The following is a 17,174-nucleotide window of genomic DNA, read 5'->3' as shown; positions in this document are numbered from 1 at the left end:
GCCCCCGCGCCGATAGGCTGACGGGATGCTGGTGCTCACTCGGAAGGTCGGCGAGCGGATCCTCGTCGGTGACGACATCGTCATCACCGTGCTCGACTCGCGCGGCGAGGGTGTCCGCATCGGGATCGACGCGCCCCGCGGGGTGAAGATCCAGCGCGAGGAAGTGGTCCGCGCCGTGGCCGAGGAGAACGCCGAGGCGGCGAAGACCTCCGAGGACGCGGAGTCGAGGCTGCGCGCAGCGCTGGGGCTCGGCGAGGGTCCGGGTTCGGGATCGGGTTCTGGGTCTGGGTCTGGGTCGGGTTCTGGGTCTGGGTCGGGTTCTGGGTCGGGGTCGGGTTCCTCGCAGGCCTGAGCGCGGGGTGGGTCTCAGGGGTCTCCCCGAGTGGTTCTCCTCGCGCAGGTCCCCGTCGCACCACCCGTGACGCATCGCACCACTCCTGACGCATCGCACCACCTGTGACCTGTGGTGCCATGCGCCGATCGTGGTGTCGTGCGCGGTCCGTGGTGTCGTGCGCCGATCGTGGTGCCACTCCGCGCGGATCGACATTGCACCACTCCTGATGCATGGCACCACCTGTGACCTGTGGTGCCATGCGCCGATCGTGGTGTCGTGCGCGATCCGTGGTGTCGTGCGCCGATCGTGGTGCCACTCCGCGTGGATCGACATGGCACCACTCCTGACGCATCGCACCACCTGTGACCTGTGGTGCCATGCGCCGATCGTGGTGTCGTGCGCAGGGACTGATGTGACGTCGGGACTCAGCGGGTCAGGACGATCAGCGCACCGCAGGCGCCGGCCCAGAGCAGGCTCGCGAGCGTACCGATGATGAACCGCTCCCGTGCCTCGGCGTTGTCGAGCTCCGAGAACCGCCCGAGGCCCTTGATCGCGATCACCGCCGCGACGATCGACAGGTGTCCGAGCACGATCGCGCCCATCACCGCCACACGTTCGAGGTACCCGATCGCCGCCCCACCACGCAGGACCTCGTGTCGCTCGAGCGCGCCCGACGGGGTGGGCGCCGACAGGATGACGATCCCGCCGTGGTCGCCGGTGTGCATGTCGTGCTGCGTCGACAGGTCGAGGATGACCGACGTGGCCGGACCGCCTCCGACGACGCCGAGCAGTGCCACGGCGATGGCCATGCCCGTCGCCCAGGCCGGCTGCGGGGCGGGGACGACGACGTCGAACGCGATCGCGAGGCCACCGAGGACGATCGGCAGCAGTCCGAGCAGTCCGCCGACGCGGGTCGGCCGTCGGGCGGTGACGACCGCGAGCACCGCACACGCCACGACGACCACGAGGCCGACGGGCCACACCACGACCTGCGCTGCAGTCATCCGTTCGCCCCTCCGGTCTCGACGCCACCGACGCTTCCGACGGACCCGATGCCATCGACGGACTCGACGCCACCGATGGACTCGACGCCACCGATGCCATCGACGCTACCGACAGCGTCCGACGCTCGGGTGTCGGCGTCCTCGAGGAGCCGTACGATCGCGCCACGCGCAGCCTCGTCGACCCGGAGCCCCGCCGCGCCCGCGCGCTTGCTGACCGCCTGCGGGGTGATGCCGAGCGCCGCCGCCGCCGCCCGCTGCGTCCCTCCGCCAGCGAGCAGGTCGGCGAGTTCCCACCCCTCGGCGCTCCGACGTGCCCGCTGGACGAGCATGAGGGCGACGAGCGGCTCGACGTCGGCGCTCCGTCGGTGTCGGCCGGGTTCGACGACGAGGGCGAAGTGGTCCTGGCGTGTCTTCGCGGTCTCGATGGCGTCCCGGGCGCTGAAGAACGCCCCGCCCGATGCTGCCCGGGTGTCCTCCGGGAGTGGTTCCTCGACCGATCCGATGCCGACGCCGATGCTCCACGCACCACTCCGCGCGAGCAGGAGGACGACGTCGAGTGCGGCCGCCGCATCGGCGGTGAGGACCTGGAGCTCGTCCCCGGCGGTGCGGTCCGGCGGCAGCGCGAGCCGATCGCCGAACTCGTCGTCGAGCACCCGGATGGTCGACGCCACGAGGTCGCGGCTGTGGCGGCTGTCGATCTGGTCTGCGGTGATCACGTACACAGGGTTGCCTCCTCGGTGATCAACCCTATGCGGTTGATGACCACGAGATCAACCTCCGAACGTTGTCAGCGCCTCGGCTTCTTCTCCTGCTCGGGCAGTCGACCCGCAGCACGTTCCGCCGCGAACCACGCGCGAGCCTCGTCCTGCCGCGCACCCTCCGCGCCCGACGCGATCGCCGCGCGGACGTGACCCGGTTCGTACCCGAACGTCGCCACCAGGTCGGGGACGATCGGACGGAGCCGGCGGACCAGTCGGTCGATGTACGCCGAGACGGCCTGTCCGCGCTGCATCGACAGACGGCCGTGCAGCAGGTACCACGCCAGGTGCTCCTCGACCAGCCCGAGGCCGAAGAGGTCCCGGAGCCAGGTGAGCACGCCACGGGTGTCGTCGTCGGGCGCGTCCTCGAGCGCCGCCGTGAACGCCTCCCACTGCAGGAGCTCGGCGTGGGCGCGAGCGGCCTCGATGAGCTCGTGCTGGTGGTCGTTCGCGATGCGCGCCGCCGCGGCCCGGTCCCGACCCGCCGTCCGGAGCTGCATCGCGATGCCGGACACCATCGTCGCGACGCGCTCGGTGAGGAGTGCGCGCTGCGTGTCGGTGTCCTGCAGGTCCTTGACGGCGTGTGCCACCGAGCCGCGGTCGAGCACCGTCTGCCCGATCATCCTGAGCCCGGACACGTCCGCGATCCTGTTCCCCACCTGCGCGGCCACGAACTTCGCGGTCGATGCCGGGTCCCGTGGTGCGGCCGCGGCGAAGTCGGTGAGCAGCCGCTTGCCCACGAGCAGCAACAGGACCGTGTTGTCGCCCTCGAACGTCACGTAGACGTCGAGGTCGGCCCGGAGCGAGGTGAGCCGGTTCTCGGCGAGGAACCCGGCCCCGCCGCAGGCCTCGCGCGCCTCCTGCAGCGTGTCGAGTGCCGACCAGGTCGACAGCGCCTTGAACCCGGCGGCGAGCGTCTCGAGCTCCTGTCGGCGGTCCGGGGTGTCCTGGCGTCCGCTGAACACGTCGTCGAACGTCCGGAGGAGCTGTTCGTGCGCGAAGGACTGCGCGAAGACGGTGGCCAGCCGTGGGATGAGTCGGCGCTGGTGCCGGCCGTAGTCGAGCAGCACGCCCTCGTCACCGCCGCCCGTGGGGAACTGCCGCCGCTCGCCGGCGTACGTCAGCGCGATCTGCAGTGCCAGCTTCTGCGCGACGATCGCGGCGCCGTCGAGCGACACGCGGCCCTGGACGAGCGTGCCGAGCATGGTGAAGAACCGGCGCCCGGGGGAGTCGATCGCCGACGAGTAGGTACCGTCCGGGGCGACGTCTCCGTAGCGGTTCAACAGGTTGGTCCGGGGAACACGCACGTGGTCGAAGTGCAGCCGCCCGTTGTCCACGCCGCCGAGTCCGCCCTTGACGCCGTCGTCCTCACCGCCGACGCCCGGGAGGAACGCGCCGGTGTCGTCGCGGAGCGGCACGTAGAACGCGTGCACGCCGTGGTCGACGCCCCGAGTCACGAGGTGGGCGAAGACGACCGCCGCCGTGCCGTGCACCGCAGCGTTGCCGATGTAGTCCTTCCACGCCCCGCGGAACGGCGTGTGCACCACGAACTCCTCGGTGTCCTCGACGTAGACCGCGGTCGTGGCGATGCTCTGGACGTCGGACCCGTGGCCGGTCTCCGTCATCGCGAAGCATCCGGGGACCCGGAAGTCGATGATCGCTGGCAGGAACTCCGCGTGGTTCGGCGCGGTGCCCAGGTGGAGCACGGCGGACCCGAACAACCCCCACTGCACACCCGCCTTGATCTGCAGCGACGGGTCGGCCGTCGTCAGCTCCTCGAACGCGGCGAGGTTGCCACCGTGGTTCTCGGTCCCGCCGAAGGCCGTGGGGAACGGCCGCTGGATGGCGTCCTGTTCGACGAGGATCCGGCACTGTGCCAGCACCCGTTCGCGCTGCTCGGCCATGGTCAGGCCGTCCACGCGGTGCAGTGCGGGGTCGAGGGCCAGCCGCCGCGAGGTGCGTCGGTCGTCGGCCCACCGCCCGAGGAGCATCGACGCGACCGCGTCCACGTCGAACCGGACCGCGTCGTCGCCCCCGCCTGCGGGGCGGACGTCAGCCGTGCCTCCCGTCCGGTGACCGGTGGTGGGGGCGGTTGCGGGGATGGTGTCGACCATGGGGCGTCTCCTGAACGACGGTGTCCGGACCGGGGCGGTACGCCCCGGCGCACACTCGGACTGGAGGCCCGGTGCGCGCTGTCGGGACCAGGCTAGGCAGGTGGGTGGTCCGGTGCACACCGGCGATGTGCGCTGCACAATCGGCGGTGTTCTGCTCACGGATGCGAGTGGAGGAAACCTCCAAGAAACTCAGGTGAGGATTCCTTGAGGATTCGACCGGGTCCGTACGGGCCGGGCATCATGGCGGGCATGCCCCGCACCGACATCACCCCAGCGGCACACGATCCGTCGACACCGGACCCCGCGACGGGTCGGGGCGGGGGCCGCACCTTCTTCGGGCAGCCGTTCGAACTGTCGACGCCGTTCGCGCTCGAGCTGTGGGAGCGGTTCTCGTTCTACGGCATGCAGGGCATCCTGCTCATCTACCTCTACTACTCGGTCACGCGGGGCGGGCTCGGCATCGACCAGGGCGTCGCGACCGGGATCGTCGGTGCCTACGGCGGCGCGGTCTACCTGTTCACGATCCTCGGGGCGTGGATCGCCGACCGGTTGATCGGCGCCGACCGGACGCTGCTCGGGAGCGCGATCGTCGTGATGTGCGGGCACATCGCGCTCGCCCTGATCCCCGGTGTCGCGGGCGTCGGTGTGGGTCTGGTGCTCATCGCGGTCGGCTCCGGCGGGCTGAAGGCGACGGCCACGACGGTCGTCGGCACGCTCTACTCCGCCGAGGACCCGCGCCGAGACGCCGGGTTCTCGCTGTACTACCTCGGGGTGAACCTCGGCGCGTTCGCCGGACCGATCCTCACCGGGCTGCTGCAGTCCTCGATCGGCTTCCACTTCGGGTTCGGGCTCGCCGCGCTCGGCATGGCGGCCGGTCTCGTGCAGTACACACTCCGCCGCGGCAAGCTGCCGGACAGCGCCAGGACCGTGCCGAACCCGCTCGAGCGCCGCCGCATGCCACTCGTGGTCGGCATCGCGGTCATCGGCCTCGTCGTGATCGGCGTCGCGGTGCTCACCGGGGTCATCACCCCGAGCACCCTGCCGAACATCGTGGTCATCGTGACGCTCGTCGCGACGGTGATCTACTTCGTGGTCATCCTGACGAGTCGGCTGGACCCGGTGGACCGCTCGCGCATCCTGGCGTTCATCCCGCTGTTCTTCGCGAGCGCCGTGTTCTGGTCGCTCTACCAGCAGCAGTTCACCGTGCTGACGGTGTACTCCGACGAGCGGCTGGACCGCAGCATCTTCGGGTTCGAGATGCCCGTGTCGTGGGTGCAGTCGATCAACCCGATCATGATCATCGTGCTCTCCGGGGTCTTCGCCGCGGTCTGGACGAAGCTCGGGGACCGCCAGCCGTCGACCCCGACCAAGTTCGCGCTCGGCACCGGGATCATGGGCGTCGCGTTCCTGCTCTTCCTGCCGTTCATCGGGACCGGGGAGAACGGCACCCCGCTGATCGCGCTGGTGGGCATCCTGCTGGTGTTCACGATCGCCGAGCTGCTGCTGTCCCCGGTCGGCCTGTCGGTCGCCACGAAGCTCGCGCCCGCGAAGTTCCAGACGCAGATGGTGGCGCTGTTCTTCCTGTCCGTGGCGCTCGGGACCGCCGGAACCGGTCTCCTCTCGAAGTACTACGACCCGACGAACGAGGGCCCGTACTTCGCGATCCTCGGCATCGCGGCGGTGGTGGTCGGCGTCGTGCTGCTCGCGTTCGCCCGGCCGGTGCTGGAGCTCATGCGCGGGGTGCGCTGACGCCGGGGCGCGGGACCTGGTTCGTCAGCTCCGGCCGGTAGACTCGGCGCTGTTCGTTCCGATCGGAGGGCCACCATGCTCACACTCATCGCAGTCGTCATCATCGGCATCGGCGTCCTCGGCGGCGTCGGGGTCTGCGCCGCCTTCGGAGCCATGCTCAAGGGCGGCTACGAGGGCAAGCAGTAAGACCCCCGCCGGCCCCCGGCCCCTGGCCCCTGGCCCTGGCCCACGGCGCCCGTGAGGATGCAAGAACCGGCAGTCCCGACGTGCTGGGACTGCCGGTTCCTGCATTCTCGCCGCTCAGTCGGCCCGGACGATCTCCGTCACGGACGAGTGCCCGGTCGTCGGGTGCTTGCGCATCGCCAGCAGCCGGTCCATGCTCGGCTCGAGCGCGGTCACCTTGTCGAGGGGCGCGCTGACGACCAGCTGGAACCCGAGCCGGAGCCACGCCGCGACGGCACGCCCGGCGAACTCGGAGTCCGCCTTGATGAACGCCTCGTCGAGGAACACCGGGGCGAACCGCGGGCGGGGCCTCGTCTCGTCGCCGAGCTGGTAGCGGAGTGCCGCCCCGACGATGAACGCGACGAGCTCCTGCGTCTCGCCACCGCTCTTGTCGCCGAGGGACGAGTAGACCCCGAGGTCGTTGCCGTCGGTGTCGTACCGGACGGCGGTGATCTCCATGTGCCGTCGGACGTCGAGCACCGCATCCCGGAGCAGCGACCCCGTGCCACGCCCGCCGGGACCGCCACCGGCGCCGGGCCGGCCGGGGGCACCGGCGTCCGGGCGGATCGTGTCCATGAACCGGCGGAGGCGTCGGAACCGCGTCTCGAGCGCGTCGTCCGGGAGCGCCTCGGCGACGTTCGCGGACAGGGCCTTGAGCTCGCGACGGAACGACGCCACGTCCTCGCGGGACACCCGTCGGAGGGCGATCCGCAGTCGGTCGCGGTTGGCCCCGAACGGCAGCTCCCGGAGGATCTCGTTGACCGGCTCGAGCCGCTCCTCGATCTCCACGACGGCCCGGTCGAAGGCACCGGCGAGCGGGACGAGGTCCTCGCCGCTCCACTGGCTGAGCCGGCGACGCCACTCGGCCCGGCGCGAGTGCAGCCCGGTCTCCAGGATCTGCTCCAGGATCCGCGCGTAGTCCGGGTACGACGCGGCCCCGGTGCCGAGGTTGGGGTCCGGCCAGGCGTCCTGGTAGCGCTGGAAGGTCGTGACCATGGCGATGGTCGCCGCGGAGGCGCCGTCGAGTGCCTGGGTCAGACGCTCCTCGAGTCGCCGGCGGAGTCGTCGCGCGGCGTCGTCGAAGCCGTCCAGGTCGGCCGGCGCCCCGATCTCCGCGAAGGCCTCCTCGAGGATGCCGGTCTGGGTGTCGTCGGGCAGCAGGTCCGCGCGGTCGTCGAACCGCTCCAGGACCTCGGCGGCGGCGTCCTGGCCGTCGACGAGCACCGCGTGACGCTCGTCGAGCCGTGCCACGCCGGTGCGGGCCTCGGACCGCCGATCTGCGGACGTGTCGAGCGCCCGACGGAACCCGGCGACGGAGTCGCGGAGCGTGCGGAGGCCGTCGTCGGCGGCGAGCAGTGCCGTCCGCTCCCGCTCGAGGCGGTCGAGCGCGGCGGCTCCGCCGGCCACGTCGATGCGGTCCCACGTCGTGTCGACGACGTGCTGGTGGGCGACGCGGAGTGCCTCCAGGTCGGACAGGTCGCGCGTGACGGACGCACGCCGTGCCTCCAGTCCGGCGATGTCGGCGGCGATCTCGGTGAGCTCACGGTCGACGACCAGGAGGCGCGCCTCGTTGGTGAAGCCGATGATGTTCGGCTGCCGACGGTCGCCGTGCTGTCCGCGCCGACCGTCGCGGAGCTGCCCGCTCGCGGTCACGCGTCGACCACCGCCGCCGAGGTCGGCGGCGTCCTCGACACACCGGGCGTCGGCACGGTCGGCGGTGATCCGGTCGTGCACCCAGGCCGCGAAGGGGGAGTCCTTGAGCGCGACCTTGCCGGACACCATCGACGGGTCACCGGCGGGGGCCGGGAGTGACCCGGGTGCGACGCCCTCGAACGCGATCCGCACGGGGATCCGCACGTCGTCGATCGCGGCGCTGAAGCGGTCGAGGTGCTCCTCGTCGACGAGCAGGGTCCGCGCGACCGGGGCGAGGACGGACTCGATCGCGGTCCGCCAGTGCTCCTCGCCCGGCAGGACGTCGAGGAGCTCGGCCACGAAGGGCACGTCGCTCGGGTCGAGCCCCGCCGCGGCAGCCATCGCGACCCGTGCCTCGTGCATCGGCAGCGGCATGGCGCCCTGGCGGTGCTCGAGGGAGTTCCGCTCGCGTCGGAGTTCCCGCTCGCGGTCGAGGAGCGGGTACTCCTCGCGGCTGAGCGCGTCGCGGCGGTCACCGAGGGCCGCGCGCTCGGCGTCGAACTCGGTCAGGAACGCGGAGCTCCTGGACTGCGTCTCCGCGAACGAGCGGGCGTCCGTGAGCGAGCGCGCGTCGGTCGACGAGCGCGCGTCGGTCGACGAGCGCGCGTCGGTCGACGAGCGCGCGTCAGTCGACGAGCGCGCGTCAGTCGACGAGCGCGCGTCGGTCGACGAGGACGCTCCCGGTTCGCGCGAGAGCACCGCGGTCCGCTCCTCGAACGTCGCCCGCGCGGCCCGGACCGCCGCAACGTCCGCCGTGACGCGGTCGATCCGGTCCTCGAGCTGCTGCAGCGCGTTGCCGCCGTTCTCGCGGAGTCGGGCCTCGGCGTCGCGGAGCTGGACCTCGTCCGCGGTGTGCCGGACGGTCGCCGCGGTGAGCTCCGCGGCCGCGGCCGTCCGCTCACGGGCGTTCCGTGCGACCTCGGCGTCGAGCAGCGCACGCTTCCTGGCGGCGGTCCAGTACGCCAGCGGCGCCTCGCCGGACGGATCGAGCGCCCCGATGCCGTCGAGCGCCGCAGCGGACGCCCGGCTCCGCTCGATCTCCTCGTGCAGTCCGGTGATCGGCTCGAGGATGCGGACCTTGCGCTCCTCGGTGTCCATCGCCTCGTAGGACTCGTCGAGCGCCGCGAAGTGCGCGAGGGCCCGGTCCGCGGCATCGTACGTCCCCGGGGTCTCGAGCACCATCGACTTGTACAGCGTGTCGACGGTCGGCATGTGCTGGCCGGCCTGGATCCGGGCGAGCAGTCGCATCGCCCGGCCACCGCCACCGCTGTCGCCGATGCCGAGACGGGTCTGCAACGTGTAGGCCAGCTCCGTGTAGGTGTCGCGGACGACGAGCCCCGGGACGTACCCGGCGAGCTCGGCGGCATTGAACCGCGTCGGGACGAACTGCTCGAGCCGCCGGAGGTCGAAGACGTCGTCGACCGTCGCCATCGTCATCTGGATGTCCGACACGCCGCGCGCCCGCTTCGGCACGACGTAGGCGCGGAACACGGTGAACCGTCGCTCGTCGTCGTTCCGGAACGTCACCGCGACGGCACCCCACGTTGCCTGGTCGTCGCCGCGGAGGTTCACGTCCCGGAGGCTCCCGGTCTCCGGGTCGCGCCGGGAGTCCACCTTGCCGCGCAGGTACGTCAGCAGGTTCCGCTGGTCGGCACTCCGTGCGCGGCCGGTCGTGGCGTCGTTCGACGCACCGTTGAACGGCACGTCGGACGGCATCATCACCGCGAGGTACGCGTCCATGAGCGTCGACTTGCCGGTCCCGGAGGCACCGGAGACGAGCGTCGACCCCTCGGACAGGTCGATCTGCCGGTGGCCCTGGAACCCGCCCCAGTTGACGACCTGGAGGCTCTCGGCGCGCCACTGCGCCACGACGTCGAAGAGTCCGACGTCCTCGGTCGTGCGTGCGTCGGTCATGCGCGGTCGTCCAGTCCCTCGAGCGGTGCGTCGGTCGGGTCGTCCGGAACGGCGTCCGGGTCACCCTGGTCATCGTGCTCCGCACCGGACGGGAGGAACGGTGCGGAGCCGCCCCGCGCCTCCAGTCCGGCGACGGTCACCGTGTCGGACGGGAGGGACGGTGCGGGGCCGCCCCGCGCCTCCAGTCCGGTCTCGGTCACCGCACCGGTCTCGGTCACCGCACCGGTCTGGGCCGCTGTGTCGGTCTGGGTCACTGCACCGGTCTGGGCCGCTGTGTCGGTCTGGGTCTGCAGCCAGCGGTCCAGCTCCTGCAGGCGCTCGAGGGGGAGCAGGACCTCGACGACGCTCGCGATCCGGAAGCGGTCCGGGTCCGTCGTGCGGAGCAGGATCCTGGCGGTGACGAGGCGGTCGATGGCCTTCGCGACCCGACCCTCGTCGCGGGTCCGGTCGGTCGCGGTCGCCGGACGGAACCCCGCAACGTGGCCGAGGACCTCGCTCCGGTCGACGACGACCTGGTCGGGGCCCGGCCGGGTGTCGGCGCGGAGCCGCATCCGGAGGTACACGAGGACGAGCGTCTCCTCGCGTGTGTAGGCGGTGTCGTGGAGGAGCGTCGGGAACGGCCGCCTGGTGCTCTCCGAGCGGGCCTGGCGCTTGAACGCGACCTCGCGCTCGTGGTCGATGTGCAGCTCGAGGAACAGGTCGTTGAGCCGGGAGCGGAGGTGGTGCTCGGCGGTCAGCAGGGCGCGCCACTCCACGGGGTGCGAGCGGGCGCTGACGTAGCGGTGTCGGAGGAGTGCGACGAGTGCTCGGCGTTCGGGGTCTGCGAGGTGGCCCTCGTCGCCCTCGAAGAGCGCGAAGGTGCTGTCGTGGTCGTCGCTGGTGTCGAGGTCGCTGGTGTCGACGTCTGCGCTGTCGAGGCCTGCGGACGCGGGTGCCGGGTCAGTCATCGGTGCTCCTGTCGTGCTCCGGTCCTCGCCGGACGGGGTCGTTCGGGCCGGCCGACCGGTTCGGGACATCGGGCCGTGTTCGTTCGCCGCTCGGATGTCCCGAACCGGTCGGGCCGGCCGCGTCCAGATCGCGTTCGACCCGCACGGCCGGCATGTCGAAGGTCACCGTGGTGCCGTCCGGGCGGATCGCCCGGTGTGTCGTCGCGGTGGCGCCGTCGAGCCCGTCGACCGCGGCCAGGACGTGCGCGAGCCCGAACAGCTCGACAGGACGCCGGTGCGCAGCCGGGAGCGCGTTGAACACCGCGTCGGTGGTACTCCCGACAGCTGCGGCGAGGGCGGCGCGGAGCTCGTCGAGGAGCGGACCGCCGTGGCGGCGCAGGTCGTCGACCTCGACGGGCTCGAACGCGTCGAGGTCCTCGTCCTCGATCGCCGGCGGGACGGAGTCGGAGTCCGGGTCGTGGAACCGCTCGCGCAGGTGCTCGATCTCGGCGGTCGGCGGCAGCAGTTCGAGCGGCACCCTGGTCGGGCCGCCCGGAGCCTGCATCAGGGTCGCGAGTCGGCGGTTCACACTGCGGAGGGTGGCCTCGAGTTCACGGTCGCGGACGACGTCGTGGGCGACGATCTGGTCGCGGAGCGTGGCGGTGAGCTGGCGCCGCTGGGCGAGGACGTCCTCGATCCCCTGGCGGAGGATGGCGACGGTGTTCCGGAAGGCGCGGCGTTCCTGGCTCGTCAGCGACTGCGCGAACGGGTGGGTGAGGATCGTCGCGATGTCGTCCCGCAGGCGCACGAGCAGGTCGTCGTCCCGCAGGAGTTCGAACGCACCCTCGAACGCGCGACCCTCCGGCGTGGACTCCATCAGCGAGTCGGTCCGTGCGAGGTAGTCGTCGAGGACCTCGCCGATCGGGCGGAGCTCCTGCCGGAAGTCCTCGACGATCTCGCGGTGCATCGTCGCGACGGCCTCCTCGACCCGTTTGAAGTCGCTCGGGAGCTGCCGGATCAGGTCGATGAGGTTCGCGTACCCGTCCCGCATCCTCGGAGCGTCGACCGTGACGACGTCGCCACCGTCCCGGATCCGGCCCCGCTCGGCCTGCAGCTCGTCGATCTGGGCGTCGAGGCGTCGGAGGTGCGCGTCGCGGTCCGGGTCCGCGCGGTGGGCCCAGCGGTGGACGGCGTCGACGATCATCGTCAGCCGGGACTCGCTGATGAGTGCACGGTCGGTGGAGAGCGCGTCGACGAGGGAGAGCGACTCGAGCGCGTGGGACGTCAGGGAGTACTGCTCGTCGCCGTCGGGGGAGTTGGAGCGGACGAGCCACTGTGCGGACACCCACTCCCGGCAGAGGGTCCGGCCGTCAGGGCGGTCCTGGTCCGAGGTGCTCCCCGCCGCTCCCGCCGCTCCCGCCGCTCCCGCCGCTCCCGCCGCTCCCGCCGCTCCCGCCGGGACCCGTGCCCCGAGGGACCGCAGGCGCGCGACGTGCTCCTCGACCTGCAGGTGCATGCGGTCTGCCGGGACGTACTGCACGTCGCGGTCGAACACCGTGCGGAAGACGGCGATCACGGCGGCGGACGTCGGCCGCGACATGAGTCGGAGCGTCGGACGGTCGAGGACCTGCCGGACGCGGGAGAACTCGCGTTCCAGGTCGGTCACCGCGCCGAGCTCCTGGATCCGGGAGTTCGGCGCACGGCGGTGCCGTCTGACTGCTGGGAGAACATGAGGGTGGGCGATACCAGACTCGAACTGATGACCTCTTCGGTGTGAACGAAGCGCGCTACCAACTGCGCCAATCGCCCCTACGCAGCGAACTGCGCTCGTCGATAGTAGTGGAAACTCCCGCGGCGTCCTATTCGGGCGGCGACGGCGTGGCGCGGTGTGCGACCGGTGCCTGACGTGCGCTGCGTGGGGCGTGGGGCGTGGGCCGGGGGCCCGTGGCCCGGCGTTCGGTTCGGTTCGGTGCCCAGGCCGCCGAGCCCGTGAGACCTGTCCAACTGTTGGGTCGCGGTGCTGCACCCGACAGTCACCCGCTTCTCGCGGCGAGACACGCCCGGCCCGCGCGCCAGTTACCCGCCCCGGATGCCCGGAATTCCGGGGAACTGAGCCTCCGACGGTCGACCGCCGGCCGATCGTTTTGGCATTGCGCCGCGAGGTCGGATACAGTTACGGAGTCGCCGCAGCAGCGGGGACATGCGGATGTGGCGCAGTGGTAGCGCATCACCTTGCCAAGGTGAGGGTCGCGAGTTCGAATCTCGTCATCCGCTCGAGTACGGAGTTCCTCGGAACTCTGGATGCTCACCAGAGAGGTACCCCACCGATCGGGTGCACCTGATTGCGTGGACACGACGCCGTGCGAACGGCCGAGTGGTTCTCCACAGGGTGGGGTGGCCGAGAGGCGAGGCAGCGGCCTGCAAAGCCGTCCACGCGGGTTCGAATCCCGTCCCCACCTCCATCTGGCTCCGTCAGGACCGGATGATCCCCTCTGGGCGATTGGCGCAGCGGTAGCGCGCTTCCCTGACACGGAAGAGGTCACTGGTTCGATCCCAGTATCGCCCACCACACAAAACCCCCGGTCCGGTGCCCAGAGCACCGATCACCGGGGGTTTCTTCGTTGTCGGTGGTCCCGGAACGTAGCATCAGCCATCCGACGGATGTGCGCGCTCGGGGCGCCTCCTAGGCTGCCGACATGGGGGAACGACTCGATGCCTGGAACACCGACGACGACGTGGACCTGTACCCGGAGCGGCCGGGGACCGCGGACGGCGCAGCCCCTCCGGAGTCGAGACGCGCGCTCGTCACGGGGTGGGCGGTCAGCGCGGTCTCCTCGCTCGTGAACGTCGCGCTGCTCGGCGGCGCACTGCTGACCCCGGTTGGCGGTCAACTGATGGTCGCCGCGTTCCTGCTCGTCCCGATCGCCATCGTGACGATCACCCTGTGCGGCACGTTCACCCGCAGGGACCGCCGGTGGCTGGTGCTCGCCGGCGTCGTGCTGCTCGCGTCCCCGTTCGTCGGATCTGCGCTCGCGATGGTCCGGAACTCGATCGGATGACCCACCGGTGATCCCGGTGCCCGACCCGCCCGTCAGTCGACCAGCCCCGCCATGAGCGCTGCGCGCGCGACACCGTCCTCGGCGTCCCGCGGTTGCCCGCGACTGACGGACCAGAGCGCCGACTCGACGAGCCGCGCCACGCACCACGCCGCGATGCGCTCCCGGGGCTGCGCAGTCACGTCCGAGAGCAGGGCGATGCGTTCGCGGAGCCGACGGACCGGGTCTCGGCGGGCGAAGGGGTCGTCGACCTGCATGAGCAGCGGGCACAGGTCGTACGCGGGATCGCCGGTCATCGGCTTCGGATCGATGACCAGCCACGGCCGACGACTGGCCGTCAGCACGTTCCCCGGGTTGTAGTCGCCGTGCACCACCACCGTGGACCCGGCCGACCGCGGGAGCTCCCGCAGCAGGCCGACGCCCCTCCGTACGACGCCCGGGTCGAGGGGCGGCGCGAGCGTGGACATCCGCTCCTCGGCGAGGTCGGCCCACTCGTCGGCGACGTCGGTGAGCCGTTCGAACGGGGCATCGTCGGGATCGCCGGCCGACCAGAGCTCGACGAGGAGCGAGGCGGCGATCGTGAGCCCGTCGTCGGCGGCGAGTCCGGCACGGTCCGCGAGCCGGACACCCGGGGCACAGCGTTCGAGCAGCAGCACGAAGGGATCGTCGGGATCGCTCGCGAGCAGCCGCACGGCTCCGTTGCCGTCCCACCAGCGGAGGGCGGCACCCTCGTCCCGGGCCTCGCGGTGCGGCAGCGAGAGCTTCAGCACGGCGTCGAGACCGTCTGCCGTCCGGACCGCGACGACGTGCGAGGCGCTCCCGCCGGTGTAGGGGTCGAGGACCTCGAGGTCCCACCGCTCCACCGCGCGGTCGATGGTCGACGGGATGGTCGTCCGCCAGGCATCCTCCGTCGGCCACATCCCGGCAGCGTAGCGGCGCGGACCGCCGCAGCCCACCGCAGCCCACCGCAGCCCACCGCGTAGGGTCGTCGGATGCTGACCACCTCGACGATCGTCGCGACGCTCGTCGGCGTGCTCGCCCTCGTGGCCGTGGCGACCACGGTACTGCTCGTCTCGCGCGCGCCGAGCCCCTGGGCCCCCGCCCTCGCGGTGCTCCGGGGCACGGTCCAGCTCGCCGCCATCAGCCTCGTGCTCGCCGGCGTGATCCGCGACCCGCTGTGGATCACGGCGGCCCTGGTGGTGATGTTCTCGGTCGCGAGCTGGACGGCCGCGGGGCGACTGGGCACACGCCGCGAGATGCTCGGACCGGTCGCGCTGTCGATGGCGATCGGGGTGGTCGTCAGTCTCGGGGTGGTGTTCGCGACCGGGGCGATCGAGTTCTCCCCGCGGTACGTCCTGGCGGTCGGCGGCATCGTGATCGGCAACACCATGACCATCGCCACGCTGAGCGGCCGCCGGTTCGTCGAGCTGGTCGACGACCGGTGGGAGGAGGTCGAGGGCTGGCTGGCACTCGGCGGGACCCCGCGCCGCGCCACCGCCGACCTCGTGCGGCGCGCCGTGCATGCGGCCATGGTGCCGACCACCGACCAGACGCGCACGACCGGACTCGTGACCCTTCCCGGCGCCTTCGTCGGTGCGATCTTCGGCGGTGTCTCGCCGCTCGAGGCGGGCAGGTTCCAGATCGTCGTCCTCGCGTCGATCATGGCGGCCGGCGCCCTCGTCGCGGTCGCGGTCACCACGTGGCTCGCCCCGGTCCGGACGCGGCCGACACCGCGGTAGGCGGACGCCACCGGACGCGGCCGACACCGCGGGAGCCGGGCGCGACCGGACGCCGGACTGGAGGCGCGGCACCCGCCCGCACCGTCCCTCCAGTCCGGCTACGGTTGCGTGTGTGACCGCCGACAGTGACGCCCTCGACCGAGCCGCCCGCGACCAGTACGACGGCGGGCTGCACCTCGTGCACACGACGGTGTCCGACGAGGACGGCGACGGCTTCCCGGCAGCCGACGTCGACCGGTGGGAGATCGACGTCCGGGTCCCGGTGCGCCTCCGCGGTCGGAGCGAGCTCGTCGCGGTCGCGTCGGTGACGGCGTTCACCATCCTGTCGCCGGAGGACCTCGACGACGTCGGCCAGGCGCTGGGGGAGTCCGAGGTGGATCCCCGGATCGGAGTCGCCCTGGCCGCCCCGGACGCCGAGAACGGCGGGTTCCTCGAGCTCTTCGACTCCGCGGCGAGCCTCCTGAACCTGCCCGACCTGCTCGTGATCGGGCACGTGGCGGTCCGCGCTCCGTTCCACGGTGTCGACGACCTCGTCGCGGACATCGTGTCCGCCGTGCAGGACGGGCCCGCTGGTCGAGCGGCGGCCTTCGTCGTCGTCGCACCGTCCGGGTGGGACGTCGAGGCGCCCGGCCGGACGACCTCCGGACGCCTGGGAGTCCGGCAGCCGACCGACCGTCAGCGCTCCGGAGACCGATCGTCAGTCCGGGACCAGCTCGAGGAGGACGGCTTCACCGCGTGGGCGGGCACCGACGTGCTCGTCGCGATGAACGCCGATCCCGAGGCCGCGGCGGAACTGGTGGAGGAGCGTCTCGCGGACGGGGACGCCGTGATCCCGTTCCCGCAGGGTGCGCGCACCGACGAGCTGTGGCTCGCCGACCTCGTCGAGCAGGCGATGACCGGGCCGTCGGTGCCCGTCCCGATGGACCTCCCGCCGACGCTGCCGGACACCGTCGTCGCCGGCGTGCCCGACGACATCCACGGGCTCGACGCCGACGAGGACACCGGGGCGCTGAGCATCCACACGCACGACGCGGAACTCGAGGTCGTCGGCCGCCCGGGGAACGCGCCGCAGCTCGTGGGTGTGGCGACCGAGTCCTCTGCGGCGACCCAGGCGTGGCTCCGCGAGGTGCACACGCGCTACTGGCAGTACTGGCCGGAGCTGCACGACCAGATCCACGTCCGCGTCGAGCAGGCGATGGACGGCACGCTCGATCCCGCCGCCGACGAGGACACCCCGCACCTGCACATCCCGCGCCTCACACCGCCCGAGGCACCGTGGCCGGGCGACGGCGAGGTGGAGCTCGACCTCGTGGGTGACGACGACGGCGACCCGCGGACGTTCGAGGCGCTGCAGGTCACGTCGTTCGGGCACGAGCACATCGGTGCCGTGACGATCCACGACTCCGGGCACATCGTCGCGTTCCTGCACGACGAGTGGAACCCGGAGTTCGCGGAGCACGAGGCCGCGGTCACGCACCTGCTGGCGCTCGGCGCGGACCAGTTCATCGCCGACGTCCTGCACGTGGCACTCGAGGACGGGTGCAACGAGGCCATCCTGACGGGGCGCGCGCCCGGGCACTGACCGGCAGTGCGCTGCGGCACCGACCGGCAGCGGACTCCGGCACCGACCGGCCACGGGGTTCCGTTGCCGGCGGTGTTCCCATAC

The 17,174-nt window shown here is 71.9% G+C and carries 12 protein-coding genes and 4 tRNA genes; 8 read left to right on the top strand and 8 right to left on the bottom strand.

Annotated elements, in window-relative coordinates:
• Positions 1-25: 25 nt before the first annotated feature.
• On the top strand, positions 26-352 hold the full coding sequence (gene csrA, locus ASF23_RS01620; RefSeq protein WP_082473701.1) for a carbon storage regulator CsrA: 327 nt from the start codon (positions 26-28) through the stop codon (positions 350-352).
• A 407-nt stretch (positions 353-759) separates the two neighbouring features.
• Here csrA and ASF23_RS01615 read toward each other — a convergent pair whose 3' ends face one another.
• The 3 genes from ASF23_RS01615 to ASF23_RS01605 all read right to left on the bottom strand — a co-directional run bounded on the left by ASF23_RS01615 (position 760) and on the right by ASF23_RS01605 (position 4,210).
• Complete coding sequence (locus tag ASF23_RS01615) at positions 760-1,338, bottom strand: hypothetical protein (RefSeq protein WP_055947960.1); 579 nt, start codon at positions 1,336-1,338, stop codon at positions 760-762.
• Positions 1,335-2,054 (bottom strand): DNA-binding protein, encoded by a 720-nt coding sequence (locus ASF23_RS01610; protein ID WP_200919280.1) that lies wholly within the window; start codon positions 2,052-2,054, stop codon positions 1,335-1,337. The genes ASF23_RS01615 and ASF23_RS01610 overlap by 4 nt, the downstream gene beginning before the upstream one ends.
• A 71-nt stretch (positions 2,055-2,125) precedes the next feature.
• A complete protein-coding gene (locus tag ASF23_RS01605) occupies positions 2,126-4,210 on the bottom strand; it encodes an acyl-CoA dehydrogenase family protein (protein ID WP_082473699.1) in 2,085 nt (694 codons plus the stop codon).
• Positions 4,211-4,450: 240 nt separating this feature from the next.
• On the opposite strand from ASF23_RS01605, the gene ASF23_RS01600 reads away from it, so the two are divergent.
• A complete protein-coding gene (locus ASF23_RS01600) occupies positions 4,451-5,959 on the top strand; it encodes a peptide MFS transporter (RefSeq protein ID WP_055947957.1) in 1,509 nt (502 codons plus the stop codon).
• A 300-nt stretch (positions 5,960-6,259) separates the two neighbouring features.
• Here the strand turns inward: ASF23_RS01600 and ASF23_RS01595 are convergent, their stop codons facing one another.
• The 4 genes from ASF23_RS01595 to ASF23_RS01580 form a co-directional block, all read right to left on the bottom strand.
• Positions 6,260-9,787, bottom strand: coding sequence for an ATP-binding protein (locus tag ASF23_RS01595; protein WP_055947955.1), 3,528 nt, complete (start codon positions 9,785-9,787; stop codon positions 6,260-6,262).
• Positions 9,784-10,734 (bottom strand): DUF4194 domain-containing protein, encoded by a 951-nt coding sequence (locus tag ASF23_RS01590; RefSeq protein ID WP_162236673.1) that lies wholly within the window; start codon positions 10,732-10,734, stop codon positions 9,784-9,786. Before ASF23_RS01590 ends, ASF23_RS01595 begins: the two co-directional genes overlap by 4 nt.
• Entirely contained in the window at positions 10,727-12,379 is a 1,653-nt protein-coding gene (locus tag ASF23_RS01585; RefSeq protein ID WP_055947949.1) for a DUF3375 domain-containing protein, read from the bottom strand. The genes ASF23_RS01590 and ASF23_RS01585 overlap by 8 nt, the downstream gene beginning before the upstream one ends.
• A gap of 70 nt (positions 12,380-12,449) precedes the next feature.
• Positions 12,450-12,522, bottom strand: a tRNA-Val gene (locus ASF23_RS01580).
• Positions 12,523-12,915: 393 nt separating this feature from the next.
• Here ASF23_RS01580 and ASF23_RS01575 point away from each other — a divergent pair.
• The 4 genes from ASF23_RS01575 to ASF23_RS01560 all read left to right on the top strand — a co-directional run bounded on the left by ASF23_RS01575 (position 12,916) and on the right by ASF23_RS01560 (position 13,772).
• Positions 12,916-12,987, top strand: a tRNA-Gly gene (locus tag ASF23_RS01575).
• Positions 12,988-13,101: 114 nt separating this feature from the next.
• Positions 13,102-13,175: transfer RNA gene (locus tag ASF23_RS01570), tRNA-Cys, on the top strand.
• A gap of 32 nt (positions 13,176-13,207) precedes the next feature.
• A tRNA-Val gene (locus tag ASF23_RS01565) sits at positions 13,208-13,282 on the top strand.
• 127 nt (positions 13,283-13,409) lie between these two features.
• On the top strand, positions 13,410-13,772 hold the full coding sequence (locus ASF23_RS01560; protein ID WP_055947946.1) for a hypothetical protein: 363 nt from the start codon (positions 13,410-13,412) through the stop codon (positions 13,770-13,772).
• Positions 13,773-13,804: 32 nt separating this feature from the next.
• Here ASF23_RS01560 and ASF23_RS01555 read toward each other — a convergent pair whose 3' ends face one another.
• Complete coding sequence (locus tag ASF23_RS01555) at positions 13,805-14,689, bottom strand: aminoglycoside phosphotransferase family protein (protein ID WP_055949060.1); 885 nt, start codon at positions 14,687-14,689, stop codon at positions 13,805-13,807.
• A gap of 72 nt (positions 14,690-14,761) precedes the next feature.
• Between ASF23_RS01555 and ASF23_RS01550 the strand changes: the two genes are divergently transcribed.
• Entirely contained in the window at positions 14,762-15,508 is a 747-nt protein-coding gene (locus ASF23_RS01550) for an ABC transporter permease (RefSeq protein ID WP_055947943.1), read from the top strand.
• Between the two features lie 112 nt (positions 15,509-15,620).
• The gene (locus ASF23_RS01545) at positions 15,621-17,090 is read left to right on the top strand and encodes a hypothetical protein (protein WP_055947940.1); all 1,470 of its coding nucleotides are present in this window, start codon (positions 15,621-15,623) and stop codon (positions 17,088-17,090) included.
• The last annotated feature ends 84 nt before the right edge of the window (positions 17,091-17,174 follow it).

This window comes from Curtobacterium sp. Leaf261 (genome assembly GCF_001422205.1).
Classification (GTDB): domain Bacteria; phylum Actinomycetota; class Actinomycetes; order Actinomycetales; family Microbacteriaceae; genus Curtobacterium.
Note: the sequence above shows the minus strand (reverse complement) of the source record. Positions and strands in the feature narration are given on the sequence as shown.